Genomic DNA, 20607 nt, shown 5'->3' on the forward strand with positions numbered 1-20607 from the left:
ATCGACGATCCTGTCAATGTAGTTTGACTCCTGTTCATGACAGTTGTCTAGTCGCAGGAAGGCCCGTCGAGTTTGTTCTGCAACAAACTGCGCTATGCAGGTGCGTCGTGCTGTTGACCAAATCTCTGCTCTTGAAATCCGAGCCGGCAGGAATCTTGCATTCGCTCGACGAGCTGTTCGCGCTCGCGCATGCGATGGAGCAGGAGGCTGCGACGAGATACGCGGAACTTGCCGAGGACATGCGCCGACAGAAAAAGGATGATCTTGCGGAGGTCTTTACAAAACTCGCCGCAGCAGAGTGCGAACATGTCGATAGCGTCACGCGCTGGTCGCAATCGCGCCGCGGCAAGGATCCGGATCCTGCGGAGGTCCGCTGGCAGGTGCCCGGGACGTTCGATACGGAGACAGCGGCCGAGGTGAAGTCCTCGCGATTGATCACGCCGTACCGCGCGCTGGCGATGGCGGTGCGCAACGAGGAGCGGGCCTTCGCGTTCTGGTCCTATCTCGCGGCCTATTCCGAGGACGAGGAAATCAAGAAGGCCGCTGAGGCCATGGCGAAGGAGGAGCTCGGGCACGTCGCGACCCTGCGCAAGGAGAGACGCCGCGCCTATCACCGCGAGCATGCCCCCAGGCTCGGCGATGATCTCGCGACGCCGGTGAAGGTCGATGCGCGCAAGCTCGAACTCTGCCTCGCCGCACAGCTCGCCGACCTCGAACGTGGTCTCGACGGACCGACAAAGATGCGCACGCGCGAGCTTCTCGACCAGACCATGGAGATGGCGGACGAAGCCGGCGATTTCGGGAGCCTTCCCGGCGCCATGCAGCGGAAGGACGCGATCGAGATCGCCGAAGCCTTGGTCGACAGCTATCTCGAAGGCGCGGAGCGTTCGGACAATGCGGATCGCGTCGAAACGCTACAGCGGCTCGCCGAAAGGGCGATATCGAGATTGGCCTGGTTGCGTTCGCTGGCCGCGGACTGAACGGCCGCGGCTCGGCGAAGGCGCCTGTGCACTCCCTTCCGAAGATAAGGACATCAACTCGACCCGCATCAAGACCACGGCGAGCGCGTCGAATGATGCGGGCGAGACGTCCTCTGTTGCGCCGAGTTAGAAGAGCATGTAGCGCGACACATAAGAGTGTAATCCCGACCAGTTTGGGACTCATAAGAGCGTAACGGAATCGCGCGGTGACGGCGCGCGCCCTACCTCAGGCTGTATTTCTGCAATACGAAAAAGCGCCGTAGCGCGTCCGCTCGCCCCCGCGAAAACGGTGCAAAATACCGTCGATGGCCGCTTCGCGAGTTCGGCCTCGCCGCAAACAGGAGGACTCACGAGAGGCCGGGAAAGCGTCTTGGGCGAAATCGCCCGCTGCCAAGCCTGCGCCCTCAGATCAATAGGAGAGGGCTTCTGGCTCAAGGCCAAGCCCCTTTCCTGTCAAGGGCATGCCCGAAGCCTGAACGACGCTGGCTAACGCTCGCGCGGGTACGCCGATGCGAGCCGGCAGCACCAGCACGGCTCGCCGCCAAGCGGGCTAGTGTGGAACCCTCGTTGAGGTCCCAGCCGGAAATGCAAACATGAACGAGTTATAGACCGTGTCCCAGTACACGAGCACGTCAGTTGGACCCCTGTACCCAAATGCTGGCCCTCCGACTGTCACAGCCGCCGACTGCTTCGATTCAGTGCTGGTTTCGGTCGAGTTGGTGCTCGTCCACTCGAGATCCCCGCCGATCTTCAACCAATCTAAAATGGGAAGAGAGCCTTTGGCACTGACCGAATACTTGACCTCGACCTTTTTGGTGCTAGCCACCGTGTTCTCCAGCATAAAGGTCTGCGTCCACGGCGTGTCATTGGCGCTGTAAGGTGGCTCGTAAGCAAAGCTTTGCGGCGTAGGTAAGAAGCGATCGGGGTCGATAGCAGGCGCGCCCGAAACGAACGGATTCGTCGAGAGGATCGTTTTGTAGTCGGAGGCGCCGAGCCCGGCTTCGTCGAGTTGTGCCTTGACACCGGGAGCCATGGCGGCATGACCGTTCAGCCAGCCGGCATAGACGTACTGCACATTCATAACGGGGCCATCGACATCCAGAGTCCACACCAAATGATTTCCGGAGTAGATGGTGACGTTCAGTAGTGGGTTGAGCATGAGAACGAAGACGTCATGATCATGGTCAATGCCGTCTTTGGCAGGGCCCGGGAGCTTAATATCAAATGTCGTGCTTTTCTTGATCTCAAGCGAGGAACTCTGAGTGTCGGTCTCTGACGCCTCGAATTGAAAGCCCGCCTTATCCGGTTCCTTCCCGAGGGATACACTCACGCCCTCCTTCCACGAGCTCTCCGTCGAAGTCTTTGTCCCGGTCGCGCTCTCACTGCTGTAGTCAACCAGGGAGACGCTCTTGCCGCTGTTGGTGCCAGGCGGTGCGTAAAGCACCGTGAGCACGTAGAACTTCGGACGCACCGTGCCAGTGGCAAGAACGCTCGCCGGTTGGAAATAGCGATAAAGCCCATCACCATCTGCCCGGAAGTACACCCACTCGCCCAGAGTACCATTAGAGATCTGCATGCGCCCAACTTTGGGGCTTGACGCGATCGCGAAATCAGTAAGCTGTGTCAGCTGGGATCCGTCGTTGAAGATCCTCCACAACGGGCCGTCAGTGAATACCCCGTTCGCTGCGGCTCGCCCCTGGAAATATACCCAGCCATCCGCGGTAACGAACGGCGTCGATCTAGTGTAGATATTGCTAAACTGCGGCTTGCCGACATCCTCGGGCCTGGAGCCGTTACTCATGACCCTCAGGAGCCTATCGTCGGTGCCTTGAAAATACACCCAGATGTCGCCACTGGTGTCCATTGCGACGAATGGGCTCGATTTCGTGCTGTTCTCGCCGAGCCACATTCCATCTGCGCCGCTAGTCCTGACCCTCAAGAGCCTGTTGTCGGTCCCCCGAAAATACACCCAGTCGCCGGTCGGGTCTCTGAAGACGAACGGTGAAGCGTCAGTGGAATTGTTGCCGATTTGCGTCAGACCGGTGCCGGAAGGGTCACTGTTGACTTCCCAAAGCTGGTTGTGGTCGGTGCCCTGGAAATACACTTTGACGGCGCCATTGGGGTCTGCGAAGACGAACGGCGTCGATGCGGTCTTGTTGGATCCGATGTGGGTCAGATCGGTGCCGTCTTTGTCGCCTTGCACCTTCCACAAGTAGTCGCCGCGTTCGTGGCCCGTACCCTGGAAATAGATCCACTCGACGCCAGTCGCAGGATCGTCGAATACAAAAGGTGTCGATTTGGTGGTGTTAGTGCCGATTTGCCATTGGCTGGCTGGGTCGCCGTCGCCATTGACCCTCCAAAGCTTGTCGTCGGTTCCTCGAAAGTAGACTACGTCACGAGTCGTGACGAAAGGGCTATCTGCTGTCGTGTTGTTGCCTATTTGGTTTACAATACCAGACATGTGACTTCCTCCCGGTTAGCGCAAAGCGCTCTGGATCAGTCATCCCTGTGCTTCCGTGGCACTGTTTGTCTTTGCGCCCCGCACTCGGAGGAGCATTGGCGCATATCGCGGCGGCTGCAGTGAAAATCTCGCAAAGGATGCGACAAACAATGGCTCAATCTGCTGCTCAGACCGGCGTAGCCAATCCAAGCGTCACCGCGATCGAAACGGGCTACCCGCGCACAACGAATTACAAGCACAAGACAATCGAAAGGTGTGTCACCTAGTTCACACTTGAAAAAGTTTTGTCCGTCAAGTTCTGCAGAGGGTCACTAGTGGTCTGATTCATTCGGACGATTCCCAAAACGGCCGAAGCAGTTCAATCTCTCGTTATGAGAGCAGGAATTGTCGTCAAGGTCGTCCCTGCAGCGGCATGGCAGGCGCGAGTGAGCTGGCGCGTCGTCATCGGCTGCGCCGGATCACGGCCAGGGAACAGCCAGCCCTGCGGGCGCGCTGCCCTCCACCAGGAGCGCAGCAGATCGAGCAGGCTCGGAGACAGCATGACATTGCGATCCTTGCCGCCTTTGCCTGCTCGACCCGGATGATTATTCGCTTGCTGTCGATATCGGAGATCTTCAGCGAGACGACCTCGTTGGCGCGCAGGCCGGCGCCATAGGCAGCAGGGCAGCAGCCGCGCTGCCGCCTACGGATCGAGCTCGGTGTCCCAATAGAGATAGTCTAGCCAGCTTTCGTGCAGGTAGTTCGGCGGAAACAGGCGGCCGTTGCGGTGAAGCTGGTGCACGGTCGGCGCGTAGGGCGTCTGCCTCGGAAACATCCTGGCCTGCTGCGGGGTCATGTTGCCCTTTCGCAGATTGCAGGGCGAGCAGGCGGCGACGACGTTTTCCCAGGTGGTCTGGCCACCCTTGCTGCGCGGGATGATGTGGTCGAAGGTCAGATCGTCGCCGGAGAGGCAATATTGGCAAACGAAGCGGTCGCGCAGGAAAACATTGAAGCGGGTAAAGGCAGGATGCGTGGTCGGTTTGACGAAGGATTTCAGCGAGACCACGCTGGGCAATCGGATCTCGAAGGACGGACTTCGGACCGCCCGGTCGTAATATTCGACGATGTTCACACGATCGAGGAACACCGCTTTGATCGCGTCCTGCCAGGACCAAAGCGACAGCGGATAATAACTCAGCGGCCGGAAGTCCGCGTTCAGCACCAACACCGGCCAACCGCCTTGTGAGACATGTGCGTTCAAGTAACGCTCCTGGCCTCCATTCGGCTGCGAAAGCAGCATGCCCCGACATACTACATGCAGCGTGACGGGATTGTGAAGCCCCGAGAACAGCTTATCCCGTCTCCCAGACTGGGCAAAAAGCGCGTCAGAAGCATGGCAATCGCAGTGTTTGGGCCGGTCTGCTGCAACTCGCTCGCAACATCGGCGATCACCTTTGCGAGAACGCCTGCGGCTGATTCGCTGTCCGGTTCGCGCCCGTGGCGGGGCGCTACTCCGCCATGGTCAGCATGTATCCCTGGTCCGGTGGAACCCGCCCGCCGAGCGTGTCGAGATAAACCTGCTGCACCGCGGCCGGTCCGCTTCTATGGATCACGGTCAGCCACTGATCGAGCCTCGCCGCGAAGCCCTGCCAGACGGCGCCGAGCCGGCTCTCGATACCGCCCGGGCCCCAATCCTTGGCCCGTTTCCGGATCTGGTCAGGCGCGAAGAACCAGGACGGTTTGGCGCCGGGCAGATCGGCCGCATCGTCGCCCCCGTCCTGATGGGTCAGGCCGACGCGGCCGGAATATCTGACGTTGTCGCCGAAGTGCCGATGCAGCCGGGCCCGCAAGCCGGCATTGCCGGCCATGTCGACGATCGCGACCGGCGCCGATGCATCGAGCCGTTCCACCTCGTCGTAGGCGACGACCTCATGATAGCAGCCGAGCGACTGGAGGAAGCCCGCATTCGCAGCCGAGGTCAGGCCGACGACGCGGATGTCCGGCCGCTGGCTATGCAGCAGATGCGCCAGGCCGAAAGCGGTCTTGCTGGAGGCCGAGGAGAGGATCACGGCATCCGCGCCGAAGAAGCCGTGCTCGGCGAGATAGTCGTCGACCAGGAATGACAGCATGAACAGCGGCCGCAGCAAGGCCTGGTAGTCGCCCTGCCGCCCGGCGAAAGCGGGATCATTGCTCACACGCGCATAGGCGTTGTAGACCGGCGCCACGCCTTGCCGATGCGGTGCCGCATCGCGCAGGCCGCGCTTGCTGACGCTGTCCGCTTCGATGATGAGATGGGTCGCCATCGGGAAATAGCCGAACAGGCGCTCGCCTTCGCTGACGGCCGGATGGGCCGAGGCGATTACTTCGCCGAAGCCCCACACCGGAATGCTGCCGAAGCCGGCCGGTGCCGGAAACAATTGCCAGTATTTCAGCTGATCGCCGAGCAGCGCATAGGTGATGTTGTTCGCGGTGAAGGCAAAGCGCGCGACCCTCACCAGCAAGGCGTCGGACGGCAGCGCGTCTGGCAGTTCCATCTCGACCGTTTTGCACTGCTGGAGGTCATTGCGTCTGACGACGAAATCGATCGCTCTCATGGCGTGACCTCCACAACTACTTTGCTGCCTTCGCTCCTGTGATTGTCTTCGACGACGATGACCGTTTTGCAACCGCAACTTTGTTTGAAACGCTGTTCGCTTCGTCAGCGGTGTTCGCCGCGCCGAGCACGCCTTCGCGCTTCTTGATCGCACGATAATAGCTCCACCACAGATGCGCCGCGGCGCCGCGCAGCGGACGCCAGATTTCCGCGATCGGCATCATCTCCTTCGCAGTGGGGCGTTTGCTCAAGCCGAGCCCGATCCTGATCGCCTCCTGCACGGCAAGATCACCTGCGGGCCACGCATCGCCATGGCCGAGGCAGAACAGCAGGTACACGTCCGCAGTCCATGGCCCGATGCCGGGCAATGCGGTAAGCGTGTGGTGCGCGGCGTCGGCGTCTTCGTTGGCGAGCACGTCGAGGTTCAGCCGCTCGGCTGATAGTTCGCGCGCGATATGCTTCAGCGTCTTGATCTTCGCCGCCGAAAGGCCGAGCCTGCCCAAACGGTCGGCGCGGGCGCGCTTGATCGCATCGGCGTCCAACGGGTCGAATGCAGCCGAGAGGCGGCCCCAGATCGCGGCGGCGCTCGCGGTGGAGAGCTGCTGGCCGCAGACGATATGCGCAAGCCCGACAAAGCCCGGCTCGCGGCGGCGCAGGCTCGGCATGCCGGTGGCCTCGAGGATCGGGTGAAGCCGCCGGTCTTGCTTCACCAACGCCAGGATGGACTCGTCGAGAGTGGCCTGGCTGTCGAGGTGCTGGGTCATATGGGCGGGCCTCCCGATCGTCATGTGCGGGCTTGACCCGCGCATCCATCTCATATGGATACAAGCTTCCGCAGGATGGATGGCCGGATCAAGTCCGGCAATGATGCGATCATATGCCACCCGTTTTCCGATTTGCGCCGAGTCCGAACGGTTATCTGCATCTCGGTCACGCCTATTCGGCGCTGCTCAATTTTGACCTGGCCCAGGGATGTGGCGGGCGTTTCCTGCTGCGGATCGAGGACATCGATCCGACCCGCTGCAGGCCGGAATTCGAGCAGGCGATCTATGAGGATCTCGCCTGGCTCGGCATCGCCTGGGAACAGCCGGTGCGCCGCCAGTCGCAGCATCTGAGTGACTACCGGGCGGCGCTGGAGCGGCTGACCGCGCAAGGGCTGGTCTATCCAAGCTTCGAGAGCCGCGCCGAGATCGCGCGGCTGGTCCGTGAGCGTCAGGCGGAGGCGCCGTGGCCGCACGACCCCGACGGCGCCCCCCTGTATCCGGGAACGGCGAAGCAGCTTTCGGCTGCCGCGCGGACTGAGCGCATGCGGCGGGGGCTGCCCTATGCGCTGCGATTGGACATGGCCGCCGCGACCGCCCAGGCCGGCCCGCTCACCTGGACGGAGCAGGGCGAGGGCCCGGAGGGAGAGACCGGGGTGATCGCCGCACAGCCCGATGCCTGGGGCGACGTGATCCTGGCGCGCAAGGAGACCCCGACCAGCTATCATCTGTCGGTCGTCGTCGACGACGCGCTCCAAGGTGTGACCGATATCGTGCGCGGCCAGGACCTGTTCTACGCCACCGGCGTCCACCGCCTGCTGCAGACCCTGCTTGGCCTGCCTGCGCCGCGCTATCGGCACCACCGGCTGATTCGCGACGCCGGTGGGATGAAGCTCTCGAAGTCCAGTCAGTCCGTCGGATTACGGGCGCTGCGCGGGGAGGGCGCGTCGCCGTCTGACATCCGGCGTAAGGTCGGCCTGCTGTAAATTTCGGATTGTTGTCCGGTCGTTTCCGGCGGGGACAACCCAAACGTCATCGTGACACCCGGGGGCCAGCCGTGCCATGCTGGGGACAGGCGCGGGTTAATCAGGAGCTTCAACCGAAAGCGGCACACGACGACATGACCATGCAGGTGCCCCTTCGTTGCCGGAGTTCATGTCAGAAGGGCCATGATGAGACGCGTTCGGAAGCGGGGTGGGGGACGCCAAGCCCGATCGGCCAAGCCGGGCAGCAAGCCCGGTCAGCCGGCCTCGGGCTTGCCTAAATCGAATTTGGGCAAGATGTCTTTGGGCAGGCTGTCCGCCAAGACGAATTCCCAGACTGCGAAATCCCAGCCCGCGAATTCCCAGACTGCGAATTCCCAGACCGCGAAATCCCAGACTGCGAATTCCCAGACCGCGAAATCCCAGACTACGAATTCCCGGACCGCGAATTCGGCCATAATTTCGCGGAAAACGAATTCGCCCAAAAGGGCTTCACTTAAGCCGGGTTCACTCAAGGCGAGCTTACTCAAGACTAGCTCACCCAAGACGAGCTCACCCAAGACGAGGCTGCTCAAGAAGCGCTCCCCCCGGGTGACGTCAGCGGCGCGCGCGAGGCTACAACCACCGCGCGAAGCAAGTGTACCAACGCCGTCGTCGCGCGGCGTGGTCGAGGCGGCGCTGGCGGTGTTCGCCCATGAGGTCCGCACGCCCCTGACCGGCATCCTGGCGATCAGCGATCTGCTGGCGACCTCCGAGCTCGGCGAACGCGAGCGCCGCTGGGTCGAGACGATCAAGGCCGGCGCCGAGCATCTCTCCAGCCTCGCGACCTTGTTCGTCGATGCCGCCAAGCACGAGACCACCGGTGCAGCACCGCGTGCGGATCTGTTCGATCTGCGCGTTCTCGCCCGCGCCGCCGGCGATTCCCTGGCCGGCCGCGCGGCGGCGAAAGGATTGGCAGCCAAGGTCGATCTCTCCGACGAATTGCCGACGCTGGTGGTCGGTGACCCCGTTCGGCTGCGCGCCGCGCTGGAAAATCTGATCGACAACGCCGTGAAATTCACCGAGCAGGGCGGGGTCGCGCTCAAGGTCGCCATGGCAGGCCGGACGCGACGAGCCAAACGCAGGGTGGAACATGACACGGTCGCCGTCGCCTTCGAGGTATCTGACAGCGGCATCGGCCTGAGCTTGCAGGAGGTCAAGCGCCTGTTCCGCCCGTTCACGCAGGCCAATGTCTCGATCGCATCACGTTTCGGGGGAGCCGGCCTCGGGCTCTCGTCAGTTCGGCAACTGGCCCGCGCGATGGGCGGCGACGTCTCAGTGGCGCCGCGCCCGAAGGGTGGCACGACATTCACATTGGCGGTCTCGCTGACCATTGCTGCCGTGCCGGAAACGGATGTCGACGGTATGGCGGACGGCCCCACGCTCGCATCCGCGCGACCGTTGCGGGTGCTCGGGGTCGAGGACAATCCGTTCGGCCGGGTCGTGCTGAATACGATCCTGAACGAGCTCGGCCATCAGGCCGAGTTCATCGGCCGCGGCGAGGCCGCGTCGGAACGGGTCGAGAAGGGCGGCCTGGACGCGGTGCTGATGGACATGGTGCTGCCCGGCATCAACGGTGTCGAGGCGATCGCGCGCATCCGCAAGCTCGCCGCGCCTGCGGGCAGGATCCCGATCATCGGCGTATCGGGTCGCGGCGAGGACGAGGCTGCGGCACGGGCGGCCGGCGCCGATGCCTTCCTGCTCAAGCCCGTTTCTCCGCGGGCGCTGGCGACCGCGCTGCTCGAGGCGACCTACCGCGCGGCAGCCGCGACTTGATGATCGCGGCGTTGAGCTCGCCACCGTAGATGAAGATGGCGGCGATGAAATAGAGAAACACCAGCGCAATGATCACCGACGCCAGCCCGGCATACATCGTGACGTAGTTGTTGGCGAAGCGCGCCAGATACTGGCCGAACACGATGCCGGAGATCAGCGAGGCGAGTAAGGTAAAGACGATGCCGGGCAGAATCTGCAGAAAGCTGCGGCGGCCGCACGGCAACCAGGCATGAAGAACGAAGAGCGCGACGGTCAGGGCCGTAGCCGTGATGCCGTAGCGCGACAGGTGCACGAAGCGCTCGTTGGTCTCGACGGCGAGCGGAAGGTAGTGGCGTGCAGTCGCCATGATCAAGGGGCCGAGCACGATCAGGAATGACATGGCAAGCGCGGTGAAGGCGGCAAGCAGCGTGTAGCCGATCGACTCCAGCCGCAGCCAATACCAGCGCCGCTGCTCGACCACGTTATAGGCGCGATTGAGCCCGACGCGGAGCGCCTCGACGCCGTTGGAGGCGAAATACACCGAGAGCACGGCGCCGATCGTCAATGCATCGGTCCGGGTCGTGGTGAGCACGTCGTGGATCTGGGTGGCCAGCGCATCGGCCACCTGGGTCGGCCAGGTCTGCAGCAGCAGGCTGGCAGCCTGATCGGCGAGGCTCTTGGAGCCGAGAAAACCGGCGAGCGAGGTCAGCACGATCAGGAACGGAAACAGCGCCATCAGGCTCGAGAGCGCAATATGGCTCGCGATCGCCCAGCCGTCATCGGCAAGGAAAGTATAGAACGCATCCCAGCTGACGTGGATGATATAACGAAGCAGCCTCACCTTGCACCTGCACCCGCGACGGCAGCCGTTCAGGGCGACCATCGGACATTCTTCCGCGAAAAGCCAGATCGTGCATCACCGCAGCACCGATCCGCCATCTCTGATCCGCCAGATCTGATCCGAGATGGCGCCCAGGGGCTTCCGATGTTATCTAACGCCGATGACGTCCCTATTGAGCATGTTAATTCTTCCCATCGCCGTCGGTGCGGTTGCGCTCGTGCTGTTCCTCGGCCTCGTCAACATGATGCGCGGTGGTTCACCCAACCTGTCGCAGAAGCTGATGCGCTGGCGCGTGATCCTGCAGTTCGTCGCCATCGTTGTCGCGATGGCCGCGATCTGGGCCATGGGTCGCTAAGGTGGGTCGCTAAGACAGGTCGTTAAAGGAGACACGTATGGTCGTCCTCAACCGCATCTATACGCGCACCGGTGACGACGGTACGACAGCGCTGGGCAATGGTGAGCGACGACCGAAATTCGACCTGCGGGTCTCGGCATATGGCACGGTCGACGAGACCAATGCGGCGATCGGCGTGGTCCGGCTTCATCTGGCCGAGGCGCCGGAGATCGACGCCATGCTGTCGCTGATCCAGAACGATCTGTTCGACCTCGGGGCCGACCTTGCCGTTCCCCAGCGTGAGGGCAAGGCCGAGCGGTTGCGCGTGGTCTCGAGCCAGGTCGACCGTCTCGAACGCGACATCGATGCGCTGAATGCGCAGCTTTCGCCGCTCACCTCGTTCGTGCTGCCGGGCGGTACGCCGGCCGCGGCGCATCTGCATCTGGCACGCACGATCTGCCGCCGGGCGGAACGGCTGATGGCGGAACTTGCCGCCCAGCCCGACGAGCCGGTCAGCGAGGCCGCCCTGCGCTACATGAACCGGCTGTCGGATTTCCTGTTTGTCGCCAGCCGCGCGGCGAACGGGAACGGCGCCGGCGACGTTCTTTGGGTTCCCGGGCAGAATCGTTGACGCGCCGGCCGCGCCGATCCGCTATGATGTCCCGGCTCGGGCGTCAGCTGTCCAGCGCGTGGACGCAAGATCGAAAAGCCGCGCTGAATCATGGATTTGCGATTACCGAGGGAGGCGGCAAGGGGGTAAGGTGATCGCTCGCGGCGGGGGCACGCATTCGGATCCAAGGACCCCGCCGTGCGGAGCATGATTTTTCCCCTCTCGCGCGTTGACCGGGGGGTACGGCCGATTTAGGTTCCGCGCCCGAACAGGTTAACCCGAAAGATTTAAGCGAAAGAGGATCGATGAAGGTTCTGGTGCCGGTCAAGCGGGTGGTCGATTACAACGTCAAGGTCCGCGTCAAGAGCGACGGATCGGGCGTTGAACTCGCCAATGTCAAGATGTCGATGAATCCGTTCGACGAGATCGCGGTCGAGGAAGCGTTGCGGCTGAAGGAAGCCGGCAAGGCCACCGAGGTCGTGATCGTCTCGATCGGACCCGCGCAGGCGTCAGAGACGATCCGCACCGCGCTGGCGATGGGCGCTGATCGTGGCGTCCTGGTCAAGGCCGAAGGTAATGTCGAGCCGCTGGCGGTGGCCAAGATCCTTAAGGTGATCGCCCAGGAAGAGCAGCCCGGTCTCATCATTCTCGGCAAGCAGGCGATCGATGACGACAGCAATCAGACCGGCCAGATGCTGGCCGCGCTGCTCGGCTGGTCGCAGGCGACCTTCGCCTCCAAGCTCGAGGTCGAAGGCTCTGACTTCCAGGTGACGCGCGAGGTCGATGGCGGTCTGCAGACCGTGAAGCTGAAGGGGCCTGCGATCGTCACCACCGATCTCCGCCTCAACGAGCCGCGCTACGCCTCGCTGCCGAACATCATGAAGGCGAAGAAGAAGCCGATTGCGGAGAAGACCGCCGCCGACACCGGCGTCGATCTCACGCCCCACCTCGAGATTCTCAAGACTGCAGAACCGGCGGGCCGCAAGGCCGGCGTCAAGGTCAAGGACGTCGCCGAACTCGTCTCCAAACTCAAGACCGAAGCCGGGGTGCTGTGATGGCGACGCTGCTGATTGCCGAACACGACAATACTGCCATCAAGGACGCGACCAACAAGACGCTGACCGCCGCCGCTGCGCTCGGCGCCGAAGTCGACGTGCTGGTCGCCGGTCAGAACGCCAAGGCCGCCGCCGATGCGGCCGCCAAGCTTGCGGGCGTCAGGAAGGTGCTGCTGGCCGACGATGCGGCGTATGCGCACGACCTCGCCGAGCCGCTGGCGGCGCTGATCGTCCAGCTCGCCGCGGGCTATGACGCGATCGTCGCGCCCGCGACCTCGCGCTACAAGAACGTGATGCCGCGTGTGGCTGCGCTCTTGGACGTGATGCAGGTGTCCGAGATCATCAAGGTGGCGGCGCCGGATACGTTCGAGCGGCCGATCTATGCCGGCAATGCGATCCAAACCGTGAAATCCAAGGACGCCAAGAAGGTGATCACGGTGCGCACCTCGACCTTCGCCGCCGCCGGCGAGGGCGGCAGCGCGCCGGTCGAGACCGTTGCAGCCGTCGCCGATCCGGCGCTGTCGAGCTTCGTCGGCGAGGAGGTCGCCAAGAGCGACCGTCCCGAGCTAACCTCGGCCAAGATCATCGTCTCCGGCGGCCGCGCCATGCAGAGCCGCGAGAACTTTGCCAAGTATATCGAGCCGCTGGCCGACAAGCTCGGCGCCGGCGTCGGCGCCTCGCGCGCCGCGGTCGATGCCGGCTACGCGCCGAACGACTGGCAGGTCGGTCAGACCGGCAAGGTGGTGGCGCCGGAGCTTTATGTCGCGGTCGGCATTTCCGGCGCGATCCAGCATCTGGCCGGCATGAAGGATTCCAAGGTGATCGTGGCGATCAACAAGGACGAGGATGCGCCGATTTTCCAGGTTGCCGATTACGGCCTGGTCGCCGATCTTTATCAGGCCGTCCCAGAACTGACCGAGGCGCTCGGCAAGCTCGGCAAATAAACCGGTCGGCACCGGCTGGAAGGGACGATCCCGACCGGTGTCTCGACGTTATCAGGAGCATGGACAGGCGCGGGATACGCGCCGTTCCGGTGGACAAGAAAATGGCTCAGATCAACAAGGTCGGCGTGATCGGCGCGGGACAGATGGGCAACGGGATTGCCCATGTCGCCGCGCTCGCCGGGCTCGACGTGGTGCTCAACGACGTCTCCTCCGACCGGTTGAAGTCGGGGATGGCTACGATCAACGGCAATCTGACCCGCCAGGTTGCCAAGAAGGTCATCACCGACGAGGCCCGCGGCCAGGCCCTGGGCCACATCACCGCGGCGGAGACGCTCGACGGCCTTGCCGATTGCGACCTCGTGATCGAGACCGCGACTGAAAAGGAAGAGGTCAAGCGCAAGATCTTCCATGATCTCTGCGCCGTCCTGAAGCCGGAGGCCCTGATCGCCTCCAATACCTCCTCGATCTCGATCACGCGGCTGGCGGCCTGCACCGACCGTCCTGAGCATTTCATCGGTATCCACTTCATGAATCCGGTTCCGCTCATGGAACTGGTGGAGCTGATCCGCGGCATTGCCACCGATGATGTGACGTTCGAGGCATCCAAGGAATTCGTCACCCGCCTGGGCAAGCAGGTCGCGGTCTCCGAGGATTTCCCAGCCTTCATCGTCAACCGCATCCTGCTGCCGATGATCAACGAGGCGATCTACACGCTCTATGAGGGCGTAGGGAACGTCGAGGCGATCGACGCGGCGATGAAGCTCGGCGCCCATCATCCGATGGGTCCGTTGGAGCTCGCCGATTTCATCGGCTTGGACATCTGCCTCTCCATCATGCAGGTGTTGCATGAGGGGCTGGCCGATTCCAAATACCGGCCCTGTCCGCTGCTGGTGAAATATGTCGAGGCCGGCTGGCTCGGCCGCAAAACCCAGCGCGGCTTCTACGACTATCGCGGCGCCAAGCCGGTGCCGACGCGCTGAACCCGCCGCTCGCTATTGTCCCTTCGTTAAGACTTGCCGGTTAACGTGCGGTGACGAGGGGTATTTGCGTATGGATATGAGCTTGGTTACCGCCATCATGGCGCAGCAACAGGGCGCGGTGCAGCAGCAGGTTGCGACCTCGATGCTGAAGCAGAACCTCGATGCCCAGAAGTCGGCGGTACTGACCCTGCTCGGCGGCGCCCAGCAGACGCTCTCGCTCGCCAATGTTGGTCCCGGCGTCGGCGGCAACCTCAACATCGCCGCCTGATTTCGCCTCGCGCGAGCCGGTTGTTTTCCTCCAACAGCCTGCAGGCTGGATCGACCGCATAAGACAGTCTCCCTCTACGGCTCTGTCCTACTCGGCCGGAACCTCGTAAGCGACGTCGTCCCTGTACTCTGCCCATGCTTGTCGCTGAATCTGCACCGACGAGCTGCAGAAGATCGCCGCCATGAGGCCTGCCACAGCCAAGTCAGGCCACGCCGTCGAGCTCCCCCACACGCCGAGCGCCGCCAACATCACCGCCACATTCCCGATGGCATCGTTGCGGGAGCAGAGCCATACAGACCTCACGTTGGCGTCACCGTCCTTGTAGCGGAACAACAGCAGAACGCTCGAGAGATTGACGCCCAAGGCGAGCACGCCGATGCCGCCCATCAGCTCGGCGCTTGGCAAGCCAAGAACGAGGGTGTGGTAAATGGTCGATCCCAGCACCCAAGCCGCCATCAGACTCAGAGACAATCCCTTGAGCAGGGCTGCCGCTGCCCGAGTCCGAAGACCGGCACCGATCACGGCAAGGCTCAGACCGTAGGTAACGCTATCGGCGAGGAAATCGAGCGCATCCGCCTGCAGGGCTTGCGACCGGGCCAGATGGCCCATGACCATCTCTACCACGAACATCGTGGCATTGAGAGCGATTACGATCCACAGAACGCGTCGATAGCGCGGGTCCAGCCCGTCGAAAACGGGCACACCGCCGTGACAGCCGCAGGCCTCGGCACCGCAGATCGACGCTGCGGCAGCGGCGGATTTGGCCGGCGGCTCAGCGAAGTTCAAAGGTGGTGGAGCGCAGCAGCCCTGATCCGCAGAGCAACAATCGTCAGCCATACTCCCATGCCTCCCGAGCTGGCAGAATGACGTTTTGAAGTGGCATCCTCCAGTCACTAGACGAGCAAGCCCAAGACCCAGCAAGTCAGAATCTTGCAAGTCAGGATCTCGCAGGTAGTGCCCCCGCAGGTGATGCCGACCGGGGAGGCCGCCCAGCGCGGCCCGTATGATGTGGGCTGCGTCATCACCGCGGCCCGGCAGCCGTTAGAGTCCGGAGGCCGCCGTGATCAGCTTCACCGCGTCGTCGCTGTCCCATTCGGCGGGGCCGGCGATGGTCGCGATCTCGCAGCCGGCGCTGTCGATTAGCACCGAGGTCGGCATGCCCAAGGCGCGGCCGATCGACTTCAGGTCCTGGAACACCTTGGCCTTGGCGTCGCTGAAATAATCCAGCTTCGTCAGCTTGGCGTCGGCCAGGAAGGCCTTGGGCTTGTCGGGATCGCGGGTGTCGATATTGACCGCGACCACCTGGAAATCCGGTCCGCCGAGCTTGGCCTGCAGGCCATCGAGCGCCGGCATCTCCTTGCGGCAGGGCACGCACCAGGTCGCCCACAGGTTCAACAGCACCGTCCGGCCGCGAAAGTCCGACAGCTTCTTATGCGCGCCATTGGCGTCCTCGAAAGCGAGGTCCGGCAGCTTGAGCGGGGTCGCCGCCATGGTCAGCGCCGCCACCTCGCCATGGGCGAGCGGGGCGATCTTCTTGGCGAGATCGACCGCCGGAAGGCAGGCCTGGTCGCCTGCGGGGCGTCCGTGCCATAGCCCGCTGCCGTAAAGACCGACCATACCCAACGCGGCGATGGCCACGACGGCGCCGATCAGGAGCGGGGTCCGGCGCGAGGCGGCCGGGCGGGCAAGGGATTGATCGGGCGACTGATCGGGCGACGGATCGGGCTTATCGTTTGTCATATCGGGTCGGTTACGGCTATCAGAGGCGCCAATCGGGTGCACGCTTCAAAATGGCGTCTCCCTCTGGCGATCAGGCAAGATTTTAAGAGCGGCAAGACAAGACCAACAAGTCATGAGCGACAAGGCATGAGCAACAAGATGTGGGGCGGCCGGTTTTCGGAACGTCCCGACGAGATCATGGAGGAAATCAACGTCTCCATCGACGTCGACCGTCACCTCTACGCCCAGGACATCGCCGCGTCCAAGGCGCACGCTGCGATGCTCGCCGCGCAGGGCATCATCACCGGGACTGATGCGAAAAATATCGGCAAGGGTCTAGACACGATTTTGTCAGAGATTGCCAAGGGTTCGTTCGAATTCAAGCGGGCGCTCGAAGACATCCATATGAATGTCGAGAGCCGCTTGGGCGAATTGATCGGCCCCGCGGCCGGCCGCCTGCATACCGCCCGTTCCCGCAACGACCAGGTGGCGACCGATTTCCGCCTGTTCGTCCGCGACACCATCGACGAGGTCGACGCCGCGCTCGCGGCCTATCAGCAGGCCCTCGCCGAGCGGGCGCTGGAGCATGCCGGAACGGTGATGCCCGGCTTCACCCATCTGCAGACCGCCCAGCCCGTCACCTTCGGCCATCATCTTCTGGCCTATGTCGAGATGGCCGCGCGCGACCGCGGCCGCTTTGCGGACGCCCGCAAGCGGCTCAACGAATCACCGCTCGGCGCTGCCGCACTCGCCGGCACCTCATTCCCGATCGACCGCCACGCCACCGCGGAGGCGCTCGGCTTCGAGCGGCCGATGGCCAATTCGCTGGATGCGGTCTCCGACCGGGACTTCGTGCTGGAGACGCTGTCGGCGGCCTCGATCTGCGCGGTGCATCTGTCGCGCTTCGCCGAGGAGATCGTGATCTGGACCTCGCCGCTGGTCGGGCTGGTGAAGCTGTCGGACAAGTTCACCACCGGCTCCTCGATCATGCCGCAGAAGCGCAATCCGGACGCGGCCGAGCTGGTGCGCGCCAAGACCGGCCGGGTGATCGGGGCGCTGAACGCGCTCCTGATCGTGATGAAGGGCCTGCCGCTCGCCTATCAAAAGGACATGCAGGAGGACAAGCACGGCGCCATGGAGGCGTTTGCCGCGCTGTCGCTGGCGATCCGCGCCATGACCGGCATGGCGATCGACCTCGTGCCCGACGAGGCCCGCATGAAGGCGGCGGCCGGCGAGGGCTATGCCACCGCGACCGACCTCGCCGACTGGCTGGTGCGGACCCTGAAAATGCCGTTCCGCGAGGCGCATCACGTGACGGGGCGGATCGTCGCGCTGGCGGCCAAGCAGGGCGTCGCGTTGCACGAGCTGCCCCTCAAGGCCATGCAGGAGGTCGAGCCGAAGATCACGGCCGAGGTGCTCGGCGTGCTCAGTGTCGAATCGTCGGTGAAGAGCCGCACGAGCTTCGGCGGCACCGCGCCGAAGAACGTGACCGCGCAGGCGAAGAGCTGGCTGAAACGGTTGGAAAAACAGCGAAAATAGGGCGCCGGCCGGCAATTTGGCTGTGCCGGCGTGGCACTCCGGCACTCGCCATGGCTGGCCTTTCTCTGTATGGTGCCGGCCGCATTGGGGATATCGAACGTGAATCGTAGCCGTCGTCCGTCAGGCTGGGCCATCGTCGTTGTGAGCGCTGCCGCGCTGCTGCTCGCCTCCTGCGGGCGCAAGGGTCCGCTGGACCTGCCGCCGACCGCGTCGCCGCAGCCCCAATTGTCGTCCGCCCCGAGCGACACCGCCACGGAGAGGGCGGCTAAGCCGTCCCTGTTCAGCTCGGACTACGGCGCCGACGCCGCCCCCGCCGCACCGCGCGGCACCAAAAAATCCTTCATCCTCGACCCGCTGCTGGACAGCGGCAAATAGGCCTCGCCGCTAACTCGCCCCGTGATTGGTGATCCACCCTCCCCTGGAGGGGGAGGGTCGACGTGCGTCGCGTCAGCGACGGGCGGCGGCGTGGGGTGAAGCCACACGCGACGTTGCACATGGAGGCATCACCCACCCCGCCTCACGTCTCGCTTCGCTCGCCGTGAAGCGACCCTCCCCCTCCAGGGGAGGGTGGCAGCGCGAATTGACATTCCCTCCGGTTTCCCGGCAATTCGCGCCGAGACACTCTAAGCCCTTCGCGAAGGGCCGCGCGGATCGTTAGCCCATGAACCATTTCGACTATCGCTCCGGCGTGCTGCACGCCGAGGCGGTCAATCTCGCCGAACTCGCCGCCCAGGTCGGCACGCCGTTCTATTGCTATTCGACCGCGACGCTGGAGCGGCATTACCGCGTCTTTGCGGACGCCTTCAAAGGCGAGAATGTCCTGATCTGCTACGCCATGAAGGCGAATTCGAACCAGTCGGTGCTGCGCACCCTGGCCAAGCTCGGCGCCGGCGCTGACGTGGTCTCCGGCGGCGAGTTGAAGCGCGCGCAGGCCGCCGGCATTCCCAATAGCAAGATCGTGTTCTCCGGCGTCGGCAAGACCGAGGCGGAGCTGCGCGCCGCGCTCGCCGCCGACATCCACTGCATCAACATCGAATCCGAGCCGGAGCTCGACTTGCTGTCGCGGCTCGCTGCCGAGACCGGGCGCACGGCGCGCATTTCGGTGCGCGTGAACCCGGACGTCGATGCCGGCACCCATGCGAAGATCTCGACCGGCAAGTCGGAGAACAAGTTCGGCATTCCGCTGGAGCATGCGCGCAAGGTCTATGCCCGCGCCGCCACGCTGCCGGGGATTCAGGTCACCGGCGTCGACGTCCACATCGGCAGCCAGATCACCGATCTCGGCCCGATGGAGACGGCGTTCCGCATCCTCGCCGACTTCGTGCAGACTCTGCGCGCCGACGGCCACACCATCAGCCACGTCGATTTCGGCGGCGGCCTTGGCATCCCCTATCACCTGGACCGCGGCGCGCCGCCGGAGCCGGATGTCTATGCCGCGATGGTCAAGCGCATCACCCACAATCTCGGCTGCACGCTGCTGTTCGAGCCGGGGCGGATGATCGTCGGCAATGCCGGCATCCTGGTCGCGCGCGTGATCTATGTGAAGCATGGCGAGGCCAAGAACTTCGTCATCATCGATGCCGCGATGAACGATCTGATCCGCCCGACGCTCTATGAAGCGCATCACGACATCATCCCGGTGGTGCAGCCCGCAGCCGATACGCCCCAGATGATCGCCGACGTGGTCGGCCCGGTCTGCGAGAGCGGCGACTATCTCGCGCTCGATCGTACCTTGCCGGAGCCGAAGCCAGGCGATCTGCTGGCGATCATGACCTCCGGCGCCTATGGCGCCGTGCAGGCCGGCACCTACAACACGCGGCCGCTGGTGCCGGAGGTGCTGGTCAAGGGGGACCAGGCCGCGGTGATCCGCCCGCGGATCGACGTGGATGCGCTGATCGCGATGGACACGCCCGCGCCGTGGCTGTGAGGACGATCAATCGAACAGATCGGGCCTGATCTCGCGCGCATGGTGCAGGATTGCGCGGATGACCACGCCGTCGCGATCTTCGCTGTAAAATACGATATGCGCCTGAAACCGGAATCGTCGGTACCCGAGCGCGATATCGTTTACGCTCGCACCGATGCGCGGGAAATTCCGCTAGCAGATCGAACGTGCGCTCAAGCCCGGCATGGTAGGCATCGGCTTGGTAGGTACCAAAGGCGCTTGTCGTATATTAGTAAATTTCAAGCAGATCAGCCTCGGCGCGAGCTGAAAGCTTGAACTCAGCCACGGCGAGCCGTGGCGCGCCGTTGTGCCTCGGCACGAATATCGCTCATGGTCGAGGCGCTGATGCGTTGGCAATCGGGATGCTGCAGAACTTCCCGATACCGAGCGAGCTGCTCTTCGCGGCTCAACGCTTGCCATTCGGCAAGCTCGGCTTCACTTGGCGGCAGCGCGGAGGGCATCGCACGGGTGGTCGCGTCGGTCATATCGGCAAAATAACACGGATCGGTGGGGGATGCGAGGGGGTGTTCCGCCGCGAAGGTGCACGCGAGCAACTGGGCCGCTTCGTGCGGCGTCACCGCAATTGCGAGAAGCGGCCGTGTCACGCCGTCTCATGGCCCTGCAGCGCGAGGGAGATCTTGTCCTCGGCGGAAAGAGGCCGACGCGTCTGGTGCCGCGTGTCTTTCTTGACTTTTTCGACAGGGGTTTTGGCCGATGAATTTTCGAGGAGGGTTTGAGCTGCTTGTTCGTTCCTTCGTCACTACGGCGAAACCCGAACCCTCCTCAATATACACCCCTAGATGTCTACCATAGGCGATAAC

General features: G+C 63.5%; 22 protein-coding genes and 1 pseudogene. 12 read left to right on the forward strand and 11 right to left on the reverse strand.

Annotation, left to right across the window (positions count from 1 at the left end; genetic code table 11):
- Positions 1–107 precede the first annotated feature (107 nt).
- Positions 108–980, forward strand: a complete 873-nt coding sequence (locus ACQR1W_RS07535; RefSeq protein ID WP_434850184.1) for a ferritin family protein — start codon at positions 108–110, stop codon at positions 978–980.
- Positions 981–1530: 550 nt separating this feature from the next.
- On the opposite strand, the gene ACQR1W_RS07540 is transcribed toward ACQR1W_RS07535, so the two are convergent.
- From ACQR1W_RS07540 to ACQR1W_RS07560, 5 genes and pseudogenes are all read right to left on the reverse strand, one after another.
- Positions 1531–3441: a hypothetical protein gene (locus tag ACQR1W_RS07540; protein ID WP_434850185.1), complete on the reverse strand. Its 1911-nt coding sequence runs from the start codon at positions 3439–3441 to the stop codon at positions 1531–1533.
- Between the two features lie 403 nt (positions 3442–3844).
- Positions 3845–4098 (reverse strand): annotated as a pseudogene (locus ACQR1W_RS07545) (tyrosine-type recombinase/integrase); the annotation flags it as partial.
- 25 nt (positions 4099–4123) lie between these two features.
- Positions 4124–4681: an HNH endonuclease gene (locus tag ACQR1W_RS07550; protein WP_434850186.1), complete on the reverse strand. Its 558-nt coding sequence runs from the start codon at positions 4679–4681 to the stop codon at positions 4124–4126.
- Positions 4682–4928: 247 nt separating this feature from the next.
- Positions 4929–6014: a DUF2855 family protein gene (locus ACQR1W_RS07555; protein WP_434850187.1), complete on the reverse strand. Its 1086-nt coding sequence runs from the start codon at positions 6012–6014 to the stop codon at positions 4929–4931.
- A 16-nt stretch (positions 6015–6030) separates the two neighbouring features.
- The gene (locus ACQR1W_RS07560) at positions 6031–6777 is read right to left on the reverse strand and encodes a DNA-3-methyladenine glycosylase family protein (RefSeq protein WP_434850188.1); all 747 of its coding nucleotides are present in this window, start codon (positions 6775–6777) and stop codon (positions 6031–6033) included.
- A gap of 113 nt (positions 6778–6890) precedes the next feature.
- Between ACQR1W_RS07560 and gluQRS the strand changes: the two genes are divergently transcribed.
- The gene (gene gluQRS / locus ACQR1W_RS07565; RefSeq protein WP_434850189.1) at positions 6891–7760 is read left to right on the forward strand and encodes a tRNA glutamyl-Q(34) synthetase GluQRS; all 870 of its coding nucleotides are present in this window, start codon (positions 6891–6893) and stop codon (positions 7758–7760) included.
- 254 nt (positions 7761–8014) lie between these two features.
- Here gluQRS and ACQR1W_RS07570 read toward each other — a convergent pair whose 3' ends face one another.
- Positions 8015–8332, reverse strand: coding sequence for a hypothetical protein (locus ACQR1W_RS07570; RefSeq protein ID WP_434850190.1), 318 nt, complete (start codon positions 8330–8332; stop codon positions 8015–8017).
- Positions 8333–8435: 103 nt separating this feature from the next.
- On the opposite strand from ACQR1W_RS07570, the gene ACQR1W_RS07575 reads away from it, so the two are divergent.
- Positions 8436–9572: an ATP-binding protein gene (locus ACQR1W_RS07575; protein WP_434850459.1), complete on the forward strand. Its 1137-nt coding sequence runs from the start codon at positions 8436–8438 to the stop codon at positions 9570–9572.
- Here ACQR1W_RS07575 and ACQR1W_RS07580 read toward each other — a convergent pair.
- On the reverse strand, positions 9499–10434 hold the full coding sequence (locus tag ACQR1W_RS07580; protein WP_434850191.1) for a YihY/virulence factor BrkB family protein: 936 nt from the start codon (positions 10432–10434) through the stop codon (positions 9499–9501). The two genes, ACQR1W_RS07575 and ACQR1W_RS07580, sit on opposite strands and share 74 nt — an antisense overlap.
- Before the next feature lie 118 nt (positions 10435–10552).
- Here ACQR1W_RS07580 and ACQR1W_RS07585 point away from each other — a divergent pair, with 118 nt between their 5' ends.
- The 6 genes from ACQR1W_RS07585 to ACQR1W_RS07610 all read left to right on the forward strand — a co-directional run bounded on the left by ACQR1W_RS07585 (position 10553) and on the right by ACQR1W_RS07610 (position 14583).
- Complete coding sequence (locus tag ACQR1W_RS07585) at positions 10553–10747, forward strand: twin transmembrane helix small protein (protein WP_008968555.1); 195 nt, start codon at positions 10553–10555, stop codon at positions 10745–10747.
- A gap of 37 nt (positions 10748–10784) precedes the next feature.
- Positions 10785–11357, forward strand: coding sequence for a cob(I)yrinic acid a,c-diamide adenosyltransferase (locus ACQR1W_RS07590; RefSeq protein ID WP_434850192.1), 573 nt, complete (start codon positions 10785–10787; stop codon positions 11355–11357).
- Positions 11358–11641: 284 nt separating this feature from the next.
- Positions 11642–12391, forward strand: a complete 750-nt coding sequence (locus ACQR1W_RS07595; protein ID WP_434850193.1) for an electron transfer flavoprotein subunit beta/FixA family protein — start codon at positions 11642–11644, stop codon at positions 12389–12391.
- Complete coding sequence (locus tag ACQR1W_RS07600; protein ID WP_434850194.1) at positions 12391–13335, forward strand: electron transfer flavoprotein subunit alpha/FixB family protein; 945 nt, start codon at positions 12391–12393, stop codon at positions 13333–13335. The genes ACQR1W_RS07595 and ACQR1W_RS07600 overlap by 1 nt, the downstream gene beginning before the upstream one ends.
- Positions 13336–13436: 101 nt before the next feature.
- Positions 13437–14315, forward strand: a complete 879-nt coding sequence (locus ACQR1W_RS07605) for a 3-hydroxybutyryl-CoA dehydrogenase (protein ID WP_008968551.1) — start codon at positions 13437–13439, stop codon at positions 14313–14315.
- A 70-nt stretch (positions 14316–14385) separates the two neighbouring features.
- Positions 14386–14583 (forward strand): putative motility protein, encoded by a 198-nt coding sequence (locus ACQR1W_RS07610; RefSeq protein ID WP_008968550.1) that lies wholly within the window; start codon positions 14386–14388, stop codon positions 14581–14583.
- A gap of 87 nt (positions 14584–14670) precedes the next feature.
- Here ACQR1W_RS07610 and ACQR1W_RS07615 read toward each other — a convergent pair whose 3' ends face one another.
- On the reverse strand, positions 14671–15420 hold the full coding sequence (locus tag ACQR1W_RS07615; protein WP_434850195.1) for a cation transporter: 750 nt from the start codon (positions 15418–15420) through the stop codon (positions 14671–14673).
- 204 nt (positions 15421–15624) lie between these two features.
- A complete protein-coding gene (tlpA, locus tag ACQR1W_RS07620) occupies positions 15625–16323 on the reverse strand; it encodes a thiol:disulfide interchange protein TlpA (protein ID WP_434850196.1) in 699 nt (232 codons plus the stop codon).
- 126 nt (positions 16324–16449) lie between these two features.
- Between tlpA and argH the strand changes: the two genes are divergently transcribed.
- The 3 genes from argH (at position 16450) to lysA (ending at position 19768) form a co-directional block, all read left to right on the forward strand.
- A complete protein-coding gene (gene argH / locus ACQR1W_RS07625) occupies positions 16450–17841 on the forward strand; it encodes an argininosuccinate lyase (RefSeq protein WP_434850197.1) in 1392 nt (463 codons plus the stop codon).
- Between the two features lie 69 nt (positions 17842–17910).
- Entirely contained in the window at positions 17911–18216 is a 306-nt protein-coding gene (lptM, locus tag ACQR1W_RS07630; protein ID WP_434850198.1) for an LPS translocon maturation chaperone LptM, read from the forward strand.
- Positions 18217–18502: 286 nt separating this feature from the next.
- Positions 18503–19768, forward strand: a complete 1266-nt coding sequence (lysA, locus tag ACQR1W_RS07635; protein ID WP_434850199.1) for a diaminopimelate decarboxylase — start codon at positions 18503–18505, stop codon at positions 19766–19768.
- A 6-nt stretch (positions 19769–19774) separates the two neighbouring features.
- Here lysA and ACQR1W_RS07640 read toward each other — a convergent pair whose 3' ends face one another.
- Positions 19775–19924: a type II toxin-antitoxin system RelE/ParE family toxin gene (locus ACQR1W_RS07640; protein ID WP_434850460.1), complete on the reverse strand. Its 150-nt coding sequence runs from the start codon at positions 19922–19924 to the stop codon at positions 19775–19777.
- Positions 19925–20064: 140 nt separating this feature from the next.
- Positions 20065–20391, reverse strand: coding sequence for a hypothetical protein (locus ACQR1W_RS07645; protein ID WP_434850200.1), 327 nt, complete (start codon positions 20389–20391; stop codon positions 20065–20067).
- Positions 20392–20607: the final 216 nt, after the last annotated feature.

It is taken from the genome of Bradyrhizobium sp. HKCCYLS1011 (assembly GCF_051167795.1).
Lineage (GTDB): Bacteria > Pseudomonadota > Alphaproteobacteria > Rhizobiales > Xanthobacteraceae > Bradyrhizobium.

Bases quoted from the DNA above. Each gene is read 5' to 3' on its own strand.
- ACQR1W_RS07540 (WP_434850185.1), bottom strand. From the start codon at position 3,441: ATGTCTGGTATTGTAAACCAAATAGGCAACAACACGACAGCAGATAGC.
- ACQR1W_RS07560 (WP_434850188.1), bottom strand. From the start codon at position 6,777: ATGACCCAGCACCTCGACAGCCAGGCCACTCTCGACGAGTCCATCCTG.
- ACQR1W_RS07595 (WP_434850193.1), top strand. From the start codon at position 11,642: ATGAAGGTTCTGGTGCCGGTCAAGCGGGTGGTCGATTACAACGTCAAG.
- ACQR1W_RS07615 (WP_434850195.1), bottom strand. From the start codon at position 15,420: ATGGCTGACGATTGTTGCTCTGCGGATCAGGGCTGCTGCGCTCCACCA.
- tlpA (WP_434850196.1), bottom strand. From the start codon at position 16,323: ATGACAAACGATAAGCCCGATCCGTCGCCCGATCAGTCGCCCGATCAA.
- ACQR1W_RS07585 (WP_008968555.1), top strand. From the start codon at position 10,553: ATGACGTCCCTATTGAGCATGTTAATTCTTCCCATCGCCGTCGGTGCG.
- lptM (WP_434850198.1), top strand. From the start codon at position 17,911: ATGGTGCCGGCCGCATTGGGGATATCGAACGTGAATCGTAGCCGTCGT.
- ACQR1W_RS07580 (WP_434850191.1), bottom strand. From the start codon at position 10,434: ATGGTCGCCCTGAACGGCTGCCGTCGCGGGTGCAGGTGCAAGGTGAGG.
- gluQRS (WP_434850189.1), top strand. From the start codon at position 6,891: ATGCCACCCGTTTTCCGATTTGCGCCGAGTCCGAACGGTTATCTGCAT.
- ACQR1W_RS07605 (WP_008968551.1), top strand. From the start codon at position 13,437: ATGGCTCAGATCAACAAGGTCGGCGTGATCGGCGCGGGACAGATGGGC.
- ACQR1W_RS07555 (WP_434850187.1), bottom strand. From the start codon at position 6,014: ATGAGAGCGATCGATTTCGTCGTCAGACGCAATGACCTCCAGCAGTGC.
- ACQR1W_RS07600 (WP_434850194.1), top strand. From the start codon at position 12,391: ATGGCGACGCTGCTGATTGCCGAACACGACAATACTGCCATCAAGGAC.
- argH (WP_434850197.1), top strand. From the start codon at position 16,450: ATGAGCAACAAGATGTGGGGCGGCCGGTTTTCGGAACGTCCCGACGAG.
- lysA (WP_434850199.1), top strand. From the start codon at position 18,503: ATGAACCATTTCGACTATCGCTCCGGCGTGCTGCACGCCGAGGCGGTC.
- ACQR1W_RS07610 (WP_008968550.1), top strand. From the start codon at position 14,386: ATGGATATGAGCTTGGTTACCGCCATCATGGCGCAGCAACAGGGCGCG.
- ACQR1W_RS07590 (WP_434850192.1), top strand. From the start codon at position 10,785: ATGGTCGTCCTCAACCGCATCTATACGCGCACCGGTGACGACGGTACG.